This is a genomic window from Haloarcula mannanilytica, assembly GCF_005406125.1.
Taxonomy (GTDB): Archaea; Halobacteriota; Halobacteria; order Halobacteriales; family Haloarculaceae; genus Haloarcula; species Haloarcula mannanilytica.
This window is the reverse complement of the sequence record NZ_BIXZ01000006.1, coordinates 47,398-65,469: the sequence shown is the minus strand read 5'-3', so window position 1 is coordinate 65,469 and position 18,072 is coordinate 47,398. Positions and strand designations below refer to the sequence as shown.

Annotated in this window: 18 protein-coding genes; 15 read left to right on the top strand and 3 right to left on the bottom strand. The window is 64.4% G+C overall.

Translation table 11 applies throughout. The annotated features are described in order from the left end of the window. Positions 1-28: 28 nt before the first annotated feature. On the bottom strand, positions 29-1,744 hold the full coding sequence (locus Harman_RS15265; RefSeq protein WP_137684644.1) for an N-acyl-D-amino-acid deacylase family protein: 1,716 nt from the start codon (positions 1,742-1,744) through the stop codon (positions 29-31). Between the two features lie 148 nt (positions 1,745-1,892). Between Harman_RS15265 and Harman_RS15260 the strand changes: the two genes are divergently transcribed. The 9 genes from Harman_RS15260 to yqeB all read left to right on the top strand — a co-directional run bounded on the left by Harman_RS15260 (position 1,893) and on the right by yqeB (position 12,153). After that, on the top strand, positions 1,893-3,125 hold the full coding sequence (locus Harman_RS15260) for a Zn-dependent hydrolase (RefSeq protein ID WP_137684643.1): 1,233 nt from the start codon (positions 1,893-1,895) through the stop codon (positions 3,123-3,125). Between the two features lie 224 nt (positions 3,126-3,349). Continuing rightward, positions 3,350-3,928, top strand: a complete 579-nt coding sequence (locus Harman_RS15255; RefSeq protein WP_200830909.1) for a (2Fe-2S)-binding protein — start codon at positions 3,350-3,352, stop codon at positions 3,926-3,928. Then, entirely contained in the window at positions 3,921-6,371 is a 2,451-nt protein-coding gene (locus Harman_RS15250; protein ID WP_137684641.1) for a xanthine dehydrogenase family protein molybdopterin-binding subunit, read from the top strand. The genes Harman_RS15255 and Harman_RS15250 overlap by 8 nt, the downstream gene beginning before the upstream one ends. A 96-nt stretch (positions 6,372-6,467) precedes the next feature. Then, on the top strand, positions 6,468-7,034 hold the full coding sequence (locus Harman_RS15245; RefSeq protein WP_137684769.1) for a (2Fe-2S)-binding protein: 567 nt from the start codon (positions 6,468-6,470) through the stop codon (positions 7,032-7,034). Beyond that, positions 7,031-9,505, top strand: coding sequence for a xanthine dehydrogenase family protein molybdopterin-binding subunit (locus tag Harman_RS15240; protein ID WP_137684640.1), 2,475 nt, complete (start codon positions 7,031-7,033; stop codon positions 9,503-9,505). Before Harman_RS15245 ends, Harman_RS15240 begins: the two co-directional genes overlap by 4 nt. 101 nt (positions 9,506-9,606) lie before the next feature. Beyond that, positions 9,607-9,978, top strand: a complete 372-nt coding sequence (locus Harman_RS15235; RefSeq protein ID WP_137684639.1) for a DsrE/DsrF/TusD sulfur relay family protein — start codon at positions 9,607-9,609, stop codon at positions 9,976-9,978. After that, positions 9,975-10,328 (top strand): DsrE family protein, encoded by a 354-nt coding sequence (locus Harman_RS15230; protein WP_137684638.1) that lies wholly within the window; start codon positions 9,975-9,977, stop codon positions 10,326-10,328. Before Harman_RS15235 ends, Harman_RS15230 begins: the two co-directional genes overlap by 4 nt. 2 nt (positions 10,329-10,330) lie before the next feature. Next, positions 10,331-10,576 carry a hypothetical protein gene (locus Harman_RS15225; RefSeq protein ID WP_137684637.1) on the top strand — a complete coding sequence of 82 codons (246 nt, stop codon included), beginning with the start codon at positions 10,331-10,333 and terminating at the stop codon, positions 10,574-10,576. Then, entirely contained in the window at positions 10,573-12,153 is a 1,581-nt protein-coding gene (gene yqeB / locus Harman_RS15220) for a selenium-dependent molybdenum cofactor biosynthesis protein YqeB (RefSeq protein ID WP_137684636.1), read from the top strand. The genes Harman_RS15225 and yqeB overlap by 4 nt, the downstream gene beginning before the upstream one ends. 17 nt (positions 12,154-12,170) lie before the next feature. On the opposite strand, the gene selD is transcribed toward yqeB, so the two are convergent. Beyond that, on the bottom strand, positions 12,171-13,211 hold the full coding sequence (selD, locus tag Harman_RS15215; RefSeq protein ID WP_137684635.1) for a selenide, water dikinase SelD: 1,041 nt from the start codon (positions 13,209-13,211) through the stop codon (positions 12,171-12,173). A gap of 2 nt (positions 13,212-13,213) precedes the next feature. Next, on the bottom strand, positions 13,214-13,462 hold the full coding sequence (locus Harman_RS15210; RefSeq protein WP_137684634.1) for a sulfurtransferase TusA family protein: 249 nt from the start codon (positions 13,460-13,462) through the stop codon (positions 13,214-13,216). A 91-nt stretch (positions 13,463-13,553) separates the two neighbouring features. Between Harman_RS15210 and yqeC the strand changes: the two genes are divergently transcribed. The 6 genes from yqeC to phnE all read left to right on the top strand — a co-directional run bounded on the left by yqeC (position 13,554) and on the right by phnE (position 18,055). Then, positions 13,554-14,336, top strand: coding sequence for a selenium cofactor biosynthesis protein YqeC (yqeC, locus tag Harman_RS15205; RefSeq protein WP_137684633.1), 783 nt, complete (start codon positions 13,554-13,556; stop codon positions 14,334-14,336). 42 nt (positions 14,337-14,378) lie between these two features. Then, positions 14,379-14,996 (top strand): nucleotidyltransferase family protein, encoded by a 618-nt coding sequence (locus Harman_RS15200; RefSeq protein ID WP_137684632.1) that lies wholly within the window; start codon positions 14,379-14,381, stop codon positions 14,994-14,996. A 31-nt stretch (positions 14,997-15,027) separates the two neighbouring features. Next, complete coding sequence (locus Harman_RS15195; protein ID WP_137684631.1) at positions 15,028-15,408, top strand: Rid family detoxifying hydrolase; 381 nt, start codon at positions 15,028-15,030, stop codon at positions 15,406-15,408. Between the two features lie 85 nt (positions 15,409-15,493). Next, the gene (phnD, locus tag Harman_RS15190) at positions 15,494-16,369 is read left to right on the top strand and encodes a phosphate/phosphite/phosphonate ABC transporter substrate-binding protein (RefSeq protein WP_137684630.1); all 876 of its coding nucleotides are present in this window, start codon (positions 15,494-15,496) and stop codon (positions 16,367-16,369) included. Beyond that, entirely contained in the window at positions 16,366-17,184 is an 819-nt protein-coding gene (locus Harman_RS15185; protein WP_137684629.1) for a phosphonate ABC transporter ATP-binding protein, read from the top strand. Before phnD ends, Harman_RS15185 begins: the two co-directional genes overlap by 4 nt. Then, positions 17,177-18,055, top strand: a complete 879-nt coding sequence (phnE, locus tag Harman_RS15180; protein WP_137684628.1) for a phosphonate ABC transporter, permease protein PhnE — start codon at positions 17,177-17,179, stop codon at positions 18,053-18,055. The genes Harman_RS15185 and phnE overlap by 8 nt, the downstream gene beginning before the upstream one ends. Positions 18,056-18,072 lie beyond the last annotated feature (17 nt).

The window sequence follows — 18,072 nt, the reverse complement described above, 5'->3', positions numbered from 1 at the left end:
CTGCCGTTAGTTTCCGTTCCGATACCGGTCAGTCGCCAGCAGCGCGGTCGAGTTCGGGACGGGTCGCACCACCCCACTCCTCGTAGGAACGAAGCACCGCACCGTTCCGAGCGCCCGTCGGCTCGCCGTCCCGGACAGCGATGTCACCGCCGACAAGCACGTACGCCATTCCATCAGTGTACTGGAACGGGTCCTCGTAGGTCGCGTTCGCCGACACCGAATCGAGGTCGAAGGCGACGAGATCCGCGACATATCCCTCTCGTACGTAGCCACGGTCCCTGAGACCGAGGATATCAGCCGGATTGCCCGCGGCCTTGTACGACATCAGCTCCGGCGAAAGCACGTCCCGCTCCCGGACGTACCGTTCGAGAATGCGGCCGAATGCCCCGATGGCCCGGGGGTGGGGCTTCCCGCCGAAGATACCGTCCGTACAGAAGGTTCCGCGGTCGTCCGCGAGGAACCGCTCGATGTCTTCCTCGGCCATCACGAAGTCGGCCATCGTCACGTCCAGGTCCTCCGCGACGAGGAGTTCACACATCGCGTCGACCGGGCCGCGGTCCATCTCAGCGGCGATGTCCTCGATTGTCTCGCCCTGATAGTGGCCGGTCCCGGTCCGAGTAATGAGGATGTTGTCCCACGTCCCGGCGGCGTATGCGAGGTTCTCCCAGTCGCCCGGTTGAGAGATGTCGTCGACGATTCGCGCTCGGGTGTCTTCGGAGCGGAGCCGGTCGAGTATGTCGTCCGACTCGCCCTGGCGCGCCCACGGCGGCAGTAGTGCAGTCAGCATCGTCGACCCTGCGGTGTAGGGGTACTGGTCGAAGGTGACCCGCTGGCCCCGCTCGGTGGCGTCGTCGAACAGTTCGAGCACGGCTTCAGAATTCCCCCAGTTCTGCTGGCCGCCGACCTTGAGATGTGAGACGTGGGCGTGACAGCCGCCGCGCCGACAGATGTCGAGATACCGGTCGATTGATTCGACCACGCGGTCCGTCTCGTTCCAGACGTGCGAAACCATGAACGAGTCGCGCTTGGCGAGCGTGTCCGCGAGCGCCACCAGTTCGTCGTCGCGGGCGTAGGAACTCGGCGGGTAGATCATCCCCTTTGACATGCCGAAGGCCCCCTCTTCCAGCGCGACTTCGAGCTCCTGACGGAGCGCTTCCAGTTCCCCGGGTGGATTTTCGCTGCCTGGTCCGGGGCTAGCGAGCCGCTGACTGGTGACCGGCCCGGCTGCGACGACGTGTTCCTCACTGAGCGGGCGGTCCTCGAACCCGGCCAGCATCGATCTGATGTTGCCGTGTGGGGCGTAGTACGCGCAGTTGACGGCCGGGGCAGCGGCTTCGAGCGCCGAAAGATACCCATCAACCGTGTGCCACGGCCAAGTTTCATCGAGTGAGCCGTCGAGGGACTTGACCCGCTCTTCCCACTCGTCTGTGAGGGTGGCCGGAACCGGCGCGACACTCACTCCGTCCTGTCCGAGGACTTCCGTCGTGATCCCCTGGGTCAGTTTCTCCGCAGCTCCGGGGTGTTCGAACAGTCGGAGCTCCGAATGGGCATGCATATCGATGAACCCCGGCGCGAGATACGACCCGTCGAGGTCGACGACGCGGTCGGCGTCGAGCGGGGCGTCGCTGATAGCGTCGATTCGACCGTCGGCGACACGCACGCTCGCAGTGAACGGAGGGCGACCGCTCCCGTCCAGCACCCGCGCATCTCGGAACGCGATAGACGCGGCACTCGGCTCGGTCATGTCTGCCGACTCGCGGAACGGTCGTTTGGCTTTTTCGGTGGTCTCACCCGTGTGTGACGGCGGGCGAGCGCGTGGCACACGTGTCTGTCAGCCTGTGTGGCGCTCCCCCGACACAATCTTCAAGACACCACCGCGGAACAGCTACCCAATGCCATCCGTCAGTCTCGACAGCGAGCGATTCAGACGGCGCTTCGATGCGTTCAACGAGATCGGCGCGACAGAACGAGGCGGCGTGAACAGACCGAGTCTCTCCGACGCGAACAAGGAAGCCCGCGACACGCTCGTCGAGTGGTTCCGCGACGCCGGGCTGGAGGTCCGCATCGACACGATGGGCAACATCTTCGGTCGACGGGACGGCACTGAAGGCGACGCCGCGCCGGTCCTGTTCGGGTCACACATCGACAGCCAGTACAACGGCGGGCGATACGACGGCGTTATCGGCGTCCTCGGCGCGCTGGAGGTTATCGAGGCGTTCAACGACGCCGACGTGACGACCGAACGCCCGCTGGAGGTCGTCGCCTGGAGCAACGAGGAAGGCGTGCGCTTTCAGCCGGATATGCTCGGTAGCGGTGTCTACTGTGATATCTTCGATCTCGACTACGCGTACGAGCGCGAAGACAAGGACGGCAAGCGCTTCGGCGAGGAACTCGAACGCATCGGCTACAAGGGTGAGACCCCCTGTGAAGCAGACGAAATCCACTGCTACTTCGAGATGCACGTCGAGCAGGGGCCGTTTCTCGAACAGCAGGACATCCCCGTCGCCGCTGTCGAGGGCGTATTCGGCTTTTCCTGGCTGAACGTCACCTTCGAGGGGCAGGCCAACCACGCTGGCCCGACGCCGATGGACATGCGCCACGACGCCTTCGTCGCCACGGCGGACGTGACCCGTGCAGTCAGGCGTATCACGGCGACTGAGGGAACGGACCTCGTCGGCACGGTCGGGAGCGTCGACGTGTGGCCAAACGCCATCAACGTCATCCCCGAACGCGTTGAGTTCACGCTCGATTTCCGCTCGTACGACGACGCAGTCGTCGACGCGGCCGTCGACCAGATCAGAGCGGAGGTCGCCCATGCGGCCGAACGCGAGGGACTTGAGTACGAAATCGAGGAAATCATGCGAGTCGATGCGGACCCGTTCGACCAGGACTGCATCGACACGGTTGTCGCGGCCGCCGAGACGGTCGGCTGTGAGTACACGCGGCTTGTCAGCGGTGCGGGCCACGACGCGAACTACCTCAACAAGATAGCTCCGACGAGCATGATTTTCGTTCCGAGTGTCGACGGGATCAGCCACCGAGAGAGCGAGTTCACCGAGTGGGACGACATCGTCACGGGAACTGAGGTGCTGCTAAACGCAGTCCGAAAGAAGGCCAACGAGTGAGCGGCCGGAAAATGGGACAGTGACCGAGCCACAAATGTGGCACACGCCACACATCTGTCGCAGTTGCGGCCATCTGTCCAGTTGCGGCATCTGTCGTCTCCCAGCCAGTGTGTCCCACGGGTCAATAACACTGTGTGCCAACACCGCTTTCGGAAACCTGTGAACCATACATATATGCAACGCTGTTCCACAGTTGGTCACTAACAGGCGTGTGTTCGTACCGCATGCCGAATACTGGAGGTATCTCTGTGGACATCGAACTCACCATCAACGGCGAAAGGACGACAGTCGAAGCCGGGTCGGCCGACGACCTGGCGACGGTATTGAGACAGCACGGCTACATCGGCGTGAAATGCGGCTGTGACGGCGGAACCTGTGGCGCGTCGAAGGTGTTCGTCGACGGCGAAGTACGCATGGCCTGTGGGATGGCCCCGAGGGAGGCCGACGGGAGCGAAATCAGGACCGTCGCAGCGCTCGGAACACAGGACGACCTGCACCCGGTCCAGCAGGCCTTCGTCGACAACTTCGCCGTCCAGTGTGGGTTCTGCATTCCGGGAATGATCATTCAGGCGGTCGCGCTACTGGATTCGAACCCAGACCCGAGCGAGCGAGAAGTCCGGGAAGCGCTTTCCGACAACGTCTGTCGCTGTACCGGCTATCAGAAGCCGGTCGAAGCCGTTCTTGACGCAGCGGGTCGGATGCGAGGAGAGCAGTCGGTCGCCGCGGACGGCGGCCAGCCGGCCAGTGGGCCGCCCCAACCAGGCGAGTCAGCCGGCTGCTGTGGAGGTGGCTGCGATGAGTGAGGACGACGAGCCGGCCAAACCGGATGGCGGCACGGCCTCACAGTCAGACCCCGTCGAAGACGAGCGGTCCGAGGAGCACCCGCTCGAATGGGACGAACCCGAGAACAACGACAAGGCCCCCGACGAACGCGACAGCGTCTCCCACCGGGCGGAGAAGTATGACGACCGAAAGCTCGTCACCGGACAAGCGAAATACACCGCCGATTACGAGGAACGATATCCCGACCTGGCGTACGCGGCGGTCGTCCGAAGCGAAATCCCACACGGTCGCGTGACCGACATCGACACGAGCACGGCCGAAGCAATGGATGGCGTCGAAGCGGTCTTGACACCCGAATCTGACGCGGTCCCGGACGCGAAATACACCAGCGCCGGGCAGTCCTACCCCGAACCGAGCCCGTGGGACATGCACGTGCTGAACGAGCACGTCCGCTACATCGGCGACCCGGTTGCCGCTGTCGCAGCCGAAGACCGAGCGACTGCGAACGCCGCCGTCGAGGCTATTGAGGTGTCCTACGAGGAGGACGACTACGTCACGGACCCCGAGGCGGCCTTCGATTCGGACGCGCCGCAACTGTTCGAGGACGATGAGGTCGAAAACGAAATCGTCGGCCACGACTACAACCGCAACCGGATGGCCCATATCGAAGGAGAACTCGGAGACGTAGACGCGGCGCTGGACGGCGACGCCCACGTCCACGAGACCGAGTGGGAGACGATCCGGCAGTCCCACGCCAACGTGGAGAAACACACTGCGCTGGCGTACACGAACGAGGACGACCGCCACGTCCTCATCACCAGTACGCAGGTCCCGAACCACACGCGCCGCCAGCTCGCCCATCTGTTCGACATTCCCATCCGCGACATCCGGGTGACGAAACCGCGGGTCGGCGGCGGGTTCGGCGGCAAACAGGCGATGGTCGTCGAGCCGATTCCCCTCGCGTTGTCGCTGGCCACCGACCGCCCGGTACTGTACGAAGCCAGCCGGCAAGAGGAGTTCTACGCGATGCGCTCGCGGCATCCGATGAAAGTCCGGACCAGAACGGCCGTGACCGACGACGGCGACATCGAGGCCATCGACATCTACGCGCTGTCGAACACCGGCGCGTACGGGAGCCACGGCATGACCGTCGCGGGCAACGTCGGGAGCAAGCCCCTGCCGCTGTACTCGAAGGTCCCGAACGTCCACTTCGAGGCCGACATCGTCCACACGAACACGCCACAGACCGGCGCGATGCGGGGCTACGGCGCGCCACAGGGGACACTCGCGCTGGAAGGCCATCTCGACGAGGTGGCCCGCGATCTCGGTCTCGACCCCATCGAATTCCGACGGCGACACCACATGGAAGTCGGCGACCTCGACGAGATTGCGGGAATGATGGGTGGCGAGGGGGCGAACCGACGTATCCGCTCGTGTGGCCTCTCCGAGTGCATCGAGCGCGGAAAGGAAGCAATCGGGTACGACGACCTCGAACAGCCCGACGCGGACCACCTGCATCGTGGCATCGGGATGGCGCTGTCCGCACAGGGAACCGGCGTCGCCGGCGACGAACTCGGGGCCGCCCAGATAATGATGAACGAGGACGGGAGCTTCCACCTGCAGGTCGGCGGCGTCGATATCGGGACCGGCGCTGACACGGCGTTCCTCCAGATCGCTGCCGAGGTGCTTGGCTGTGACGAGGACGACATAATCGTCAAGTCCTCCGATACCGACGTAACGCCGTTTGACTACGGGGCGTACGCCTCCTCGACGACCTACATCAGCGGCATGGCCGTCAAGAAGGCCGCCGAGGACGCCAAGGAGCGGATTCTCGACTGGGGGTCGAAGCTGCTCGACGAGCCGGTCGAGAATCTGGAAACCGGCGATGGAACAGTGTACAGCGAGAACAGTGGTGATTCCGTCACGCTCGAAGAGATCGGGTACGAGGCCGCCTACGGCGACGACGAACGAGAGCACATCCTGGGGAAGGGAACCCATTGCACCGAGGAGAGTCCCCCACCCTTCGCCGCGCAGTTCGTCGACGTGACGGTCGACGAGGAGACCGGTGAGTTCGAGGTCCACAAACTGGTCGTCGCCGTCGACTGCGGCGTCGCCATCAATCCCGGTATGGCCGAGGGCCAGATTGAGGGCGCAAACCATATGAGCTACGAGATGGCCGTCAGCGAGGGTATCACGCTCGACGACGAGGGCCGGGCCGAAGTATCGGACTTCGACGAGTACGGGCTACCATCGGCGACTGAGACGCCGCCCATCGAGTCGATACTTGTCGAGACGCACGAACCGACGGGTCCCTTCGGCGCGAAATCGGTCGCTGAAGTGCCGACGAACACGGTGCCGCCGGCGCTGTCGAATGCTGTCAGAGACGCCGTCGGTGTCCGAATCCGGGAGATGCCTATTACTGCCGAGAAGATTCGGGCGAAACTGGACGAGCGCGGGGGCTGATAGGCCACAACTTCCCGTGTGCGAGCCGCTGTCCGCGATAGCTATTTAGGGGTCTGGCCGTCACGTAGCGGACATACCAGCGAGTTGATGAGCCATATGCAAATCGAACTGGAACTGAACGGTGAGACGGAGACGTTCGAGGCGTCGAAGGCAGACTCTCTCCTCGACGTACTGCGGGCAAACGGGTACACCGGGGCAAAGCGGGGGTGTGACACCGGAGCCTGTGGCTTCTGTACGGTCCACGTCGACGGCGAACCGGTGACATCCTGCGTGACGCCGGTGGCCAAGGCAGACGGCGCGTCGGTCGAGACAATCGAAGGCCTGGGCGAGCAGGACGACCTGCACCCGGTCCAGCAGGCCTTCGTGGACAACACCGCGCTACAGTGTGGCTTCTGCATCCCGGGGATGATTATGCGCTCGACAGCACTGCTGGACGAGAACCCCGACCCGACAGAACAGGAGGTCCGCGAGGCGCTATCGGACAACCTCTGTCGGTGTACGGGCTACAAGAAAATCGTCGAAGCGGTGCTGGACGCCGCCGACCGACTGGAGGGTGAACGCGCGGTCGCGACTGACGGCGGGCCACAAGACGATGCGGACGGTAGAATGCTTGATTCGGGCTGTCCGCCCGGCAGGTGTGACTGCTCGGGAGGCGAGCCATGAGCGACTCGGAGAAGGCATCGGACCTCGACGACGGAACCGACAGCGCACGGGCGGAGGAAGAGAAAGCGGCCACCAGCGGAACAGTGGACGACGCGGCCAGTGAGCCGGACCGCAAGGCCCCGGATGAGCGCGAGAACATCACGACGAATGCGGAGAAAGACGACGCTCGGAAGATCGTCACGGGCGAGGCTCGCTACACAGCGGACTACCGCGACCGGTTCCCGGACCTCGCCCACGGGAAGGTAGTTCGCAGCGACATCGCCCACGGCCACGTCGAATCAGTCGACACGAGCGCTGCCGAGGCATTGGAGGGGGTAGACGCCGTCATCACGCCCTTTGACGACGTGGTCCCGGACAAACTGTACTCCAGTTCGGGCCAGTCCTATCCCGAACCGAGCCCGTGGGACCTGACAGTACTGCGCGAGCACGTCCGTTTCGTCGGCGACCCGGTCGCAGCCGTCGTGGCTGAGGACCCGGAAACAGCCGACCGCGCCGCGCGGAAAGTCGATATCGAGTACCGGGAACTGGACGCAGTGTTCGACCCCGAGGAGGCCTTCGACGAGGACGCCCCGCAACTGTTCGAGGCCAATGAGGTGGAAAACAAGCAATCGGGCGCGGACTACAGCAGAAACCTCGAATCGCACTTCGAGGGAGAAATCGGTGACGTGGACGCCGCGTTCGAGAACGCCGGAGATAGGGACAACGCCCGCGTTATCGAGACGACGTGGGAGACACCGTACCAGTCCCACTGCGTCCCGGAGCCACACACGACCATCGCCTACACGGACGAGGACGACCGGCACGTGTTCATCACGTCGACGCAGGTTCCCTTTCACACGCGCCGGCAGATCGCCCACCTGTTCGACGTGCCCATCCGTGACGTGCGGGTGACAAAGCCGCGTATCGGCGCGGGCTTTGGCTCGAAACAGGAGATGGCGATAGAACCAATCGCGTTCGCGCTCCACCTGGCAGCCGGCCGTCCGGTCAAATTGGAGATGACCAGACGCGAGGAGTTCACCGCGTTGCGCTTTCGCCACCCGATGCGGATGCGGATGAAGACCGCCGTGACCGATGACGGCGACATCGAGGCGATGGACCTCGACACGCTGTCGAACTCGGGAGCCTACGGCACCCACGGGATGACCGTCGCGAACAACGTCGGGACGAAGCCGCTCCCCCTCTATCCTCGGGTCCCCAACGTACGCTTTTCCGGGGATGTAGTACACACGAATCTCCCGATGGGGGCGGCGATGCGGGGCTACGGCGCGCCACAGGGCCACTTTGCCGTCGAGTCCCACATGGATGAGGTGGCCCGCCGCCTCGACCTCGATCCAATCGAGTTCCGCCTGCAGAACGCGGTTCGAGAGGGTGACCTCGACCGGAGCGTTGCTATCCTGAAAGACGGCGACCGGTTCACTCGGAAAATCCGCTCGTGTGGCATCCGCGAATGCGTCCGGCGCGGAAAGGAAGCAATCGGCTACGACGACCTCGAACAGCCCGAGGCTGACCATCTACACCGCGGCGTCGGGATGGCACTCATCGCCCAGGGCAGCGGCGTCGCGGGCAAGGAACTCGGCGCGGCGCAGGTGAAAATGAACGAGGACGGGAGCTTTCACCTGCAAGTCGGCGGCGTCGACACCGGGACAGGTGCGGACACGATGTTCTCCCAGATAGCTGCCGAAGTGCTTGGCTGTCCCCCCGAGGATGTCGTCGTCATCGCCGCCGACACGGACCTGACCCCCTTCGATTACGGCGCCTACGCCTCCTCGACGACGTACATCAGCGGTCGCGCAGTCAAGAACGCTGCCGAGGACGCCAAAGAGCGGTTACTGGAGTGGGGGGCAAAGCTACTCGACGAGCCGCCGGAAGTGCTGGATACCGGTGACGGCAGGGTGTACAGCAGGGAGACCGGGAACCGCGCGTCGCTTGAGGAAATCGGCTACGAAGCCACCTACGGCGACGACCAGCGCGAACACATCCTCGGGGACGGCAATCATTCGACCGACGAGAGTCCCCCGCCCTACGGGGCACAGTTCGTCGACGTGACGGTCAACGAGGAAACGGGTGAGTACGACCTGAACAAACTGGTGTTCGCGGCCGACTGCGGCGTCGCCATCAATCCTGCCTTGGTGGAGGGGCAGATTGAGGGTGGCGAGCACATGAGCCTCGAATACGCCACCAGCGGCGGCCTTTCGTTCGACGACGACGGGAACCCCGACGTGCTTGGGTTCCGCCAGTACGGGATGCCACGGACGACGGACCATCCCGAGATGGAGACCATCCTCGTCGAAACGCACGAACCAACGGGCCCATTCGGCGCGAAATCCATCGCAGAACTCCCGACGAACGGCGTCCCGCCGGCCCTGAGCAACGCCATCCGCGACGCCGTCGGCGTTCGGCTCACCGAACTGCCGTTTACCGCGGACGACGTGAAGGCGGCACTCGACGAGCAGGCAGGTGGTGAACGGTAAGTTGTCGTCCGGTCGGTTTCCCACCGACTAATGTCACATTCGACACACCGAAGCGTGTGTCGGGCAAACCATTAAGAGCGATTCACCGAAATCCCGACAGTATGGCGTACATCGGGGTTCTGCTGACAGGCGGTCCCTTCGACAGCGAGCGCTGGCGCACCGCCTACGAGCTGGGGCGGACGGCACTGGACCAGGGCCACGAGGTGAGTTACTTCCACTACCTCGACGGCGCGCTCGTCCCCGTCGCTGATCAGACGCTTCCCGGCTGTTCGGACACCGGGCTGTACGACGAGATGCCGACCGAGAAGTTCCAGGAACTCATCGCGGACGGTGCAGAAGTCATCTGCTGTGGGCTCTGTGTCGACGCGCGCGGAATCGACGCCCCCGACGACTACCCCGAGGGCGTCGAAGTCGGGTTGCTCCCGGACCTCGCGGACATCATCGGCGAAGCCGACCGGGTGGTCTCGCTATGAAGCGAGACGTTGTCGTGATGCTGACCCGTGCCCCCTACGGCAGGGTCCACATCCCGGAGGGACTGCGCGCGGCCCGTGGCGTCGCAGCCGGCTTTGAGAGGCACGACGTGACGGTGTTGTTCACCGAAGACGGCGTGTACGGCGCTCGGGCGGCTGTCGACCGTGACGCGCTCAACATGAGCGGGCACGTCGCCGACTTGGCGGAACAGGACGGACAGATGGTCGCGGACGGCGCGGCGATGGCAGAGCGCGGTGTCGACGAGAGCGAAATCGCCGACGACGTGGCGGTCTGGTCGGGCGACCGCGTCACCGCCCGCATCCGCGAGGCCGACCGAACACTGGACTTCTGACAATGCTGTATCTCATCGACAAACCGATGGCCGAGATCGGACTGCGAACCGCTGCCGGGGACCCCGCGGCTCGCGTCGTCCTCATTCAGGACGGCGTCTACCTCTCGCCGGATATCGATGCGCCCGTTTCGGCGGTCGAGAGAGACGTAGACGTTCGCGGGGTCGGCCTCCCGCCGGACATCGACCGCATATCCTACGACGACGTAGTCGATGCCATCGTCGAACAGGAGGTCAAAAGCTTCGTATGAGCCTGTTCGAACGGCTCGACGAACTGGCCGCACGCGGGGAACCAGCGGCGCTGCTAACCATCGTCCGCAAGGACGGCAGCGCGCCGCGGGATGTGGGTGACAAGATGGTCGTCACTGCCGACGAGGAGTACGGCACTATCGGTGGCGGCACTGTCGAGCACCTCGCCATACAGGACGCCCGAGCGGTGCTTTCGGGAGCCGACGACCCCGGCGTCCGAACGTACGAACTCGAACGCGGCGGCAACACGGGTATGGTCTGTGGCGGCGAGATGGACGTGTTTATCGACCACGTTCGCGGGCAGGCGCGGCTCTACATCGCCGGTGGCGGCCACATCGGCGTCGAACTGGCTCCGCTGGCGGAGCGACTGGGCTACGCCGTCACGGTGGTCGACGACCGCGAAGCCTACGCCGACCCGGCACAGTTTCCCGACGACACTGACGTGGTTCACGGCGACTACGGCGAAGCGCTTGGCGACCTTCCGATGGGGAGCGAAACAGCGGTAGCCGTTGCGACGCGGAGCGGAACCTTCGACCAAGACGCCGTCGCCGCGGCGCTGGACGGCGAGGCGGGCTATGTCGGCCTCGTCGCCAGCGAGACGAAAGCCCAACATGTCCTCGACTCGCTGGCCGCGGCGGGCTACGCTCGTCGGGACCTCTGTCGGGTCCGGACACCGGTTGGCCTCGACCTCGGTGGGAGCGGGCCGGCCGCCGTCGCGCTCTCGATTCTCGCCGAAGTCACCATGGACCGCCACGACGCCACCGGCGAGCGGGCTGCACGCCTGAACCTCGACAACCTCGTCGTGGTCCGCGGCGGCGGCGACCTCGGCAGTGGCGTGGTCTACCGCCTCCAGCAGGCCGGCTTCCCGGTCATCGTCACCGAAGTCAAGCAGCCGACGGTCGTCCGGCGGGCGGTCGCCTTCGGTGCGGCGCTGTACGAAGACGAGGTGACGGTCGAGGGAATCACCGCCCGGGCAGCCTCGGATGTCGATGCGGCACTCGAACTCCTCGCCGACGATGTCGTCCCGGTACTCGTTGACCCCGACGCGACCGTCGCCAGCGAACTCGACGCCGCGGTTCTCGTCGACGGCATCATGGCGAAGGGGCAGTTCGACACCGGCACGCGCCGAACAGATGCCGAGGTAGTAGTCGGGATGGGACCCGGGTTCGAGGCTGGTGAGGATGTGGACGCCGTCGTCGAAACGGACCGCGGGCACGAACTCGGCCGCGTGTTCTACGAGGGGACCGCGAGTGAGTACGACGGCGAGCCCGGCGAGCGCCGTGGCTACACCCACGAACGGGTGCTTCGTGCCCCCGCGGACGGTGAGTGGAACCCAGCGGTCGCCATCGGAGACAGTGTCACAGCCGGCGACGTGGTCGGTACCGTCGGCGACCAGCCGGTCGAAACCGAAATCGGCGGCCTCGTTCGCGGCCTGGTCCACGGCGGCCTCAGCGTCAGCGAAGGGACGAAACTCGGCGATGTCGACCCTCGGGGCGACTCTGTCGACCCGACAAAAATCTCCGACAAGGCGCTCTGCCTCGGCGGTGGCGTGCTGGAGGCGGTGCTTCGATTCCAGTAGAACGCTCCTAATCGACATTAGCGACTGACTTCTTCGATAGTCGGGTCGTCAAGAGTGACGCCGCGTCCGGCCGTGGCGCGCCCGACAGCCCGATAGAACACGCCAGCCTCATCGAGGGCCGATTCGATAGCATCTGTCTCAGCCGGCGGGACAGAGAGGAGCAGTCCGCCGCTGGTCTCTGCACTCTCGCCGTCAGTCAGTCCATATCCGAAAAGGGACGAGAGGGAGGGCGTTCCTGCGATGACCGGAAGGTGTGTCAGTTCGATACTGACGTTCGAGCGGGCAGCCACCACACGGCTCTGTCCGGCGAGGCCGAAGCCGGTGATGTCGGTCGCGGCAGTAGCGAACTCGCGGCACGCGAGTGCCGCGTCGCGGTTCGGCGTCCTCATCCACGCAACGGCCTCCGAGGCGATCCGGTCGAGTGGGCGGTCAGTGGCATCGGTAACCGTCGCGACGAACTGCTCGTCAGTCACGCGGGTCGCCCCCATCGCCGGCTGGGTCCCGAGCGGTTTGGTCAGGTAGAGGTGGTCGCCGGGGCTGGCTCCCTGCGCGGTGAGCAGGGTTTCAGGGTGGGCCGTCGCCGAGATAGCGCCGCCGGCAAAGGGCCACGGACTCATGATGGTGTGGCCGCCAGCGATAACGCCGTTCATCCCGTCCAGCGCGTCAGCCATGCCGGCAAGGATCGGTGCCGCGCTGTCGATCAGTTCCCGCGGTAGCCCGAGGACCACCAGGCAGTCGAGATTCTCGACCGCGCCCGTGGCGAAGGCATCGCTGGCGGCGTTGCAGGCCGCGATTCGGCCGAAGTCGTACGGGTCATCGACGATAGGGGTAAAGAAATCCACCGTTGAAACCAGCGCAAGGTCGTCGGTCAGTCGCCGTGCAGCGGCGTCCGCACCGATGCCAAACAGCAGTTGGTCACTGTTACCGGAGAGACCCGCATCGTCAAGGAGCGAATCGAGGTCGCTTTGCCCGACCTTGCAGGAACACCCGTGGAGTTCCGTGTACTCCGTCAGGCGGGTCGGCCGGTCGTCGCCGTCAGTCTCCGCGTCACGTCCCACGCTCAGGCCTCCGATAACGATGCCATCTCGGTTACCTGGAGTTTGAGTTCGAACTCATCGGCCTCGGCGGTGGTTTCTGTGGCTGTCACGTCGATCCCATGCTTGGTACACATCCGGCGGAGGTTCTCTTCGGCTGGTGGGTAATCCCCCCGAACAATGAGGATCTCGCCGGTGTCGAGGTCTGCAAGCGCCTGGCGGACGATGAGCGCCGGTCGGGGACAGATTTCACCGCGAACGTCTACGCGAGGCATACCCAATGTGTATGATTTGGTCACAAAAACGCTGTCGCCGCCACACCGCTTGTCCCAGCAGCTATTTTTGTGTGCTTCGCAGAGCTATCGTATGCACCTGGCTGACGCGCTGGGGCTGGGTTCCAGTGCCGTTGTGGCCCTCGTCGGGGCTGGCGGGAAGAAAACCGCGATGGGCCAACTGACCGCCGAAGGGACCAGCGACGGCGACGCAGTCGGGTACACGACGACGACGGCGATGCCGCCACCACCTGACTTGCCGATAGTGCTGACTGGTCCTGACGAATGGCGGTCCGATCTCACAGCCAAGGAGCCACCGGTTGCTTTTGCCCATGAAAGTGTGGCCGACCCGGAGCGAGTGGAACGGAAAGTTCGCGGTTTCGAGCCGGAAGTGGTCGACCGGATAGCCGACAGCGGGCTGTTCGACTGGCTGCTCGTCAAGGCCGACGGCGCACGCAAGCGGGAGTTCAAAGCCCCCGGTAGCGGGGAGCCAGTCATCCCAAGCACGGCGACCCACGTCGTCCCGGTCGCATCGGTCGCTGTTGTCGGCGAGACACTGACAACGGACGTGGTTCACCGACCGGAGCGGGTTGCGGCCATCACCGCCCTCGACGTAGGCGACACGATAACGGCGATGGCTGTCGGGACGGTACTCACCCATCCTGCCGGAGGCCTGCGGAACGCTCCATCCGAGGCGACTGTGATACCGCTTGTCAACAAGGCCGACACTGAATCTCGGCGACAGACGGCCAAGGCGGTACTCACCGATGCGTTATCGCAGACTTCGCGGTGTTCTCGGGGAATTGTTACGTCGTTCGAGGCAGGCATCTGTGAAGTCGTCACTGCGACACCTGAGCGGGAGGCGAGCAATGACTGATTTCTGGGAAATAGCCAGTATAAGCACAAGAGGAAGTGAGCCATGAACACGGCGGACCGGACAACAGTCGGCGGTGTCATCCTTGCCGCTGGGCAGAGTTCACGGTACGAGTCTGGCAACAAACTGCTTGCGACCATCGACGGCAAAGCAGTCGTCCGGCACGTCGCCGAAACCGCATGCGAGTCGTCGCTGTCGGAAACCGTCGCCGTCCTCGGTTACGAGAGCGTGGCTGTCGCGGAGACGCTGGCCGGGTTGGCACTGGAGGAACGGGACAACGACGAGTACGCGGCAGGGCAGAGTACGTCCGTGCGCCACGGCGTCGATTACGCACAGGAATCCGGCTGGGACGCAGCCCTGTTCCTGCTGGGCGATATGCCGTTCGTGCGGCCGGGGACAATCGAGCGGCTGATCGACACCTACCGATCAGGGACGGCGACTATCGTTGCGCCCGGACACGATGGACAGCGGGGCAACCCCGTGCTTTTCGACAGCCGCCACTTCGAGACGCTCGCCTCCGTCTCCGGGGACCGCGGCGGTCGGGAACTCATCGAAACCCACGACGGGGCGGCAGTAATCGAAGTGGCGGACCCTGGTATCCACCGCGATATCGATACTGAATCCGACCTTGAGGAGTTCTCCGACCGCCACAGCGGCCTGTGAATTTAAGCCGCTGTTGGTGGAAAGCCGACCGATGAAACGAACCATCAACACGGCTGATGCCCCAGATGCAGTCGGCGCGTACAGCCAGGCGACAATAGATGAATCGCTCGTGTTCACCGCGGGTCAAATCCCGTTGACACCCGACGGCGAACTTTTAGACGACGAACCGATCTCCACGCAGGCAGAACAGGCGCTGTCGAACATCGAGGCGGTGCTTGCCGCAGAGGGAGTGGAGATGAGCGACGTGTTGAAAGTGACTGTCTATCTGGACGATATCGAGGACTTCGATGCAATGAACGACACGTACGCGGGCTTTTTCGACGAGGAGCCGCCGGCTCGCAGCGCAGTCGAGGTCGCAAATCTGCCAAAGGGAGTCGGTGTCGAGATCGAGGCTATCGCAACGAGCGAGTGAGGGGTCACACAGGGTTTCTGTTCCGGACCACCCGAGATGTGTCCCACACAAGTTTCAAGCCTGGTGGATCACCATCGGAGGGTACATGCAGCACACGAGGCGCGGGTTCCTGGGCACAGCGGCAGCACTCTCGCTGGCCGGCTGTCTCGGAAGCACGGCGACGCCGACAGTGACCGTCGGTATCGTGCCGGATGTCGATCCGGATACAGCCATCGAACAGAACACGGAGCTTGCGGCGTATCTGGCGGAGGAACTCGGCGTCGAAATCGAACTCCGTACTGCGGCTGATTACGCCGGGATGGTCCAGGCGATGGTAGCGGAGCAAGTCGACATCGCCTACTACGGGGGTGTATCATACGTTCTCGCACATCACCGGGCCGGTGCGACGCCAGTGGTCGTCGGGTCAAAGGACGGACAGACGGAGTGGCACTCCGTGTTCATCGCTCCGGCGGACGGTGACCTAACGGAGATGGCGGAGGTGGTCGAGACCGCGAGCGAGACTGAACTGGTGTTCGGCGACCCGCTCTCGACCAGCGGGACGGTGATGCCGACGTACCATCTTCGGACGGAGTACGAGCTGCACACCGAAGCGTTCGCACAGGTCACCCACGTCGGTGCTCACGACGCAACGGCGAAAACAGTCAGCCGGACTGACGGCGTTGTCGGAGCGCTAAACGCCCGTATCTACGATAGATTACGCGCGGACGGCGTGATCGAAGGGGTTCGAGAGCTCTGGCGAACGCCCGGTTTCCCGGACTACCCGTGGGCCGTCGCCCCATCGCTGGAAGCGACGACAGCAGATGCCGTCCGGGCAGCGTTCACGAGCCTCGATGCAAAGGGCCGAACAGACATTCTCGACCAGCAAGCCGTCGACAGATACGTTGGGGTGAGCCACGAGGCGTTCACCTCGCTAGAGACCGCCGTCGAAATGGCTGGCATCGAACAGGGAGGAAGCAGATGAGGGACACGCCCACAGCACAGTCGCAGGGGACGCGACCGCGTCGACGGCTCGTCTTCGACGGCGTGACCAAGCGGTTCGGCGAGGAGTTCGCGCTTCGAGAGGTGTCGCTCAGTTTGGAAGCCGGTGAGCGGGTCGCGGTTATCGGCCCGTCGGGTGCCGGCAAGACCACGCTGCTCAGGCTGGCAGCCGGCGCATTGCGACCCGATACGGGAACAGTGACGTTCGGCGGGGCCACGATCACAGGTTCGGCTGTAACGCTTGCCTATCAGGGGGAGACGCTCGTCGACCGGCGGACGGCATTGTCGAACGTCCTGAGCGGGCGCGTCGGCGCGCTGTCCTGGGTCCGTGGGTTTCTCGAGCCGATTGTGCCGCGAAATCCCGAGCCCGCCCTCGAACGGTTGGCTGCGGTTGGGCTGGCGGAACGGGCCAACGTTCCCGTACACTCCCTGAGCGCCGGCGAACGCCAACGCGTCGCCGTTGCCCGAGCACTCATGCAGGATGCCGAAGTCGTCCTCGCCGACGAACCGACAGCGAACCTCGACCCCAGTTCTCGCCGGAACGTCATCGACGTACTCGGCGCTGTCCTCGACGGGGAACTGCTCGTTACCGCTCTCCATGAGGTTGAGCTGGCACTGGAACACTTTGATCGGATCGTCGGTATCGCCGATGGCCGTATCAGATTCGACACAACCCCGAAAGCGGTGAGCGACGACCAGCTCGACGCCCTATTTGCAGCAGGCGCGTCCACGCCGGACACAGCTGCCAGGCAGCCAAAAGCAGAGAACGATACCCCGTCCCCCGCGTGGTATGTCTGAGAGATATAGTGGTCCGAACGCGGCCGATTACAGTGATGGTGGACTCTCGAAACGCCAGCTCACGACACTACTGGCCGGCTGTCTCATCTTCGCCCTCGCGGCGTGGATCGCCGAAGTAGACCCGATGGCCCTGCTCTCCGCCGGCGCTCGTGAGCAGATGGTCGCGTTCGTAGCCGACGGATTTCCACCGGAGACGAGCCGCGAGTATCTGCTGGGCCGAGGTCTGCGGGATGGACTGCTGTGGGCTGTCGTCGAGACACTGGCGATCAGTGTCGTCGGAACCACGCTCGCAGTCGTGTTCGCCGTCCCGCTAGGGCTGACCAGTGCTGCCACCGTCACGCATCGCGGGCCGCTGTACACCACCGCCCCGTCCTGGCGTGTCGCCGTCGGCCGTGGCATCTATCACGCCAGCAGAAGTGTACTGAGCTTCCTGCGGTCCGTCCCCGGAATTGTCTGGGGATTCCTGTTCGTCACCGCTATCGGTCTCGGTCCCTTTGCTGGCGTTCTCGCGCTGGCGGTCCACAACGCCGGTGTCCTGGGGAAGTTGTACGCCGATTTCCTCGAAGACACGGATCCGAGGACGACCGAGGCGGTCGCCGGGAGCGGCGCGACACGGCTCCAGGCGGTCTGTCACGGGATGGTCCCGCAGGTGACGCCCACGATTGCCTCGTACACGCTGTACCGCTGGGAGTGTACCATTCGGTCGGCCGCTGTCCTCGGGTTCGTCGGCGCGGGCGGCATCGGATACTACCTCGTCATCACGATCCAGCGGCTGCAGTACGGGAAACTCCTGACTGCTATCCTCGCCGTGTTCGGGCTGGTCATCACGAGCGACTGGCTCGCGTCACGGGTGCGGAGGCGACTGGGCTGAGGCCAGTGGCTTGTTCA

Bases quoted from the DNA above. Each gene is read 5' to 3' on its own strand.
- Harman_RS15265 (WP_137684644.1), bottom strand. From the start codon at position 1,744: ATGACCGAGCCGAGTGCCGCGTCTATCGCGTTCCGAGATGCGCGGGTG.
- Harman_RS15260 (WP_137684643.1), top strand. From the start codon at position 1,893: ATGCCATCCGTCAGTCTCGACAGCGAGCGATTCAGACGGCGCTTCGAT.
- Harman_RS15255 (WP_200830909.1), top strand. From the start codon at position 3,350: ATGCCGAATACTGGAGGTATCTCTGTGGACATCGAACTCACCATCAAC.
- Harman_RS15250 (WP_137684641.1), top strand. From the start codon at position 3,921: ATGAGTGAGGACGACGAGCCGGCCAAACCGGATGGCGGCACGGCCTCA.
- Harman_RS15245 (WP_137684769.1), top strand. From the start codon at position 6,468: ATGCAAATCGAACTGGAACTGAACGGTGAGACGGAGACGTTCGAGGCG.
- Harman_RS15240 (WP_137684640.1), top strand. From the start codon at position 7,031: ATGAGCGACTCGGAGAAGGCATCGGACCTCGACGACGGAACCGACAGC.
- Harman_RS15235 (WP_137684639.1), top strand. From the start codon at position 9,607: ATGGCGTACATCGGGGTTCTGCTGACAGGCGGTCCCTTCGACAGCGAG.
- Harman_RS15230 (WP_137684638.1), top strand. From the start codon at position 9,975: ATGAAGCGAGACGTTGTCGTGATGCTGACCCGTGCCCCCTACGGCAGG.
- Harman_RS15225 (WP_137684637.1), top strand. From the start codon at position 10,331: ATGCTGTATCTCATCGACAAACCGATGGCCGAGATCGGACTGCGAACC.
- yqeB (WP_137684636.1), top strand. From the start codon at position 10,573: ATGAGCCTGTTCGAACGGCTCGACGAACTGGCCGCACGCGGGGAACCA.
- Harman_RS15210 (WP_137684634.1), bottom strand. From the start codon at position 13,462: ATGCCTCGCGTAGACGTTCGCGGTGAAATCTGTCCCCGACCGGCGCTC.
- yqeC (WP_137684633.1), top strand. From the start codon at position 13,554: ATGCACCTGGCTGACGCGCTGGGGCTGGGTTCCAGTGCCGTTGTGGCC.
- Harman_RS15200 (WP_137684632.1), top strand. From the start codon at position 14,379: ATGAACACGGCGGACCGGACAACAGTCGGCGGTGTCATCCTTGCCGCT.
- Harman_RS15195 (WP_137684631.1), top strand. From the start codon at position 15,028: ATGAAACGAACCATCAACACGGCTGATGCCCCAGATGCAGTCGGCGCG.
- phnD (WP_137684630.1), top strand. From the start codon at position 15,494: ATGCAGCACACGAGGCGCGGGTTCCTGGGCACAGCGGCAGCACTCTCG.
- Harman_RS15185 (WP_137684629.1), top strand. From the start codon at position 16,366: ATGAGGGACACGCCCACAGCACAGTCGCAGGGGACGCGACCGCGTCGA.
- phnE (WP_137684628.1), top strand. From the start codon at position 17,177: ATGTCTGAGAGATATAGTGGTCCGAACGCGGCCGATTACAGTGATGGT.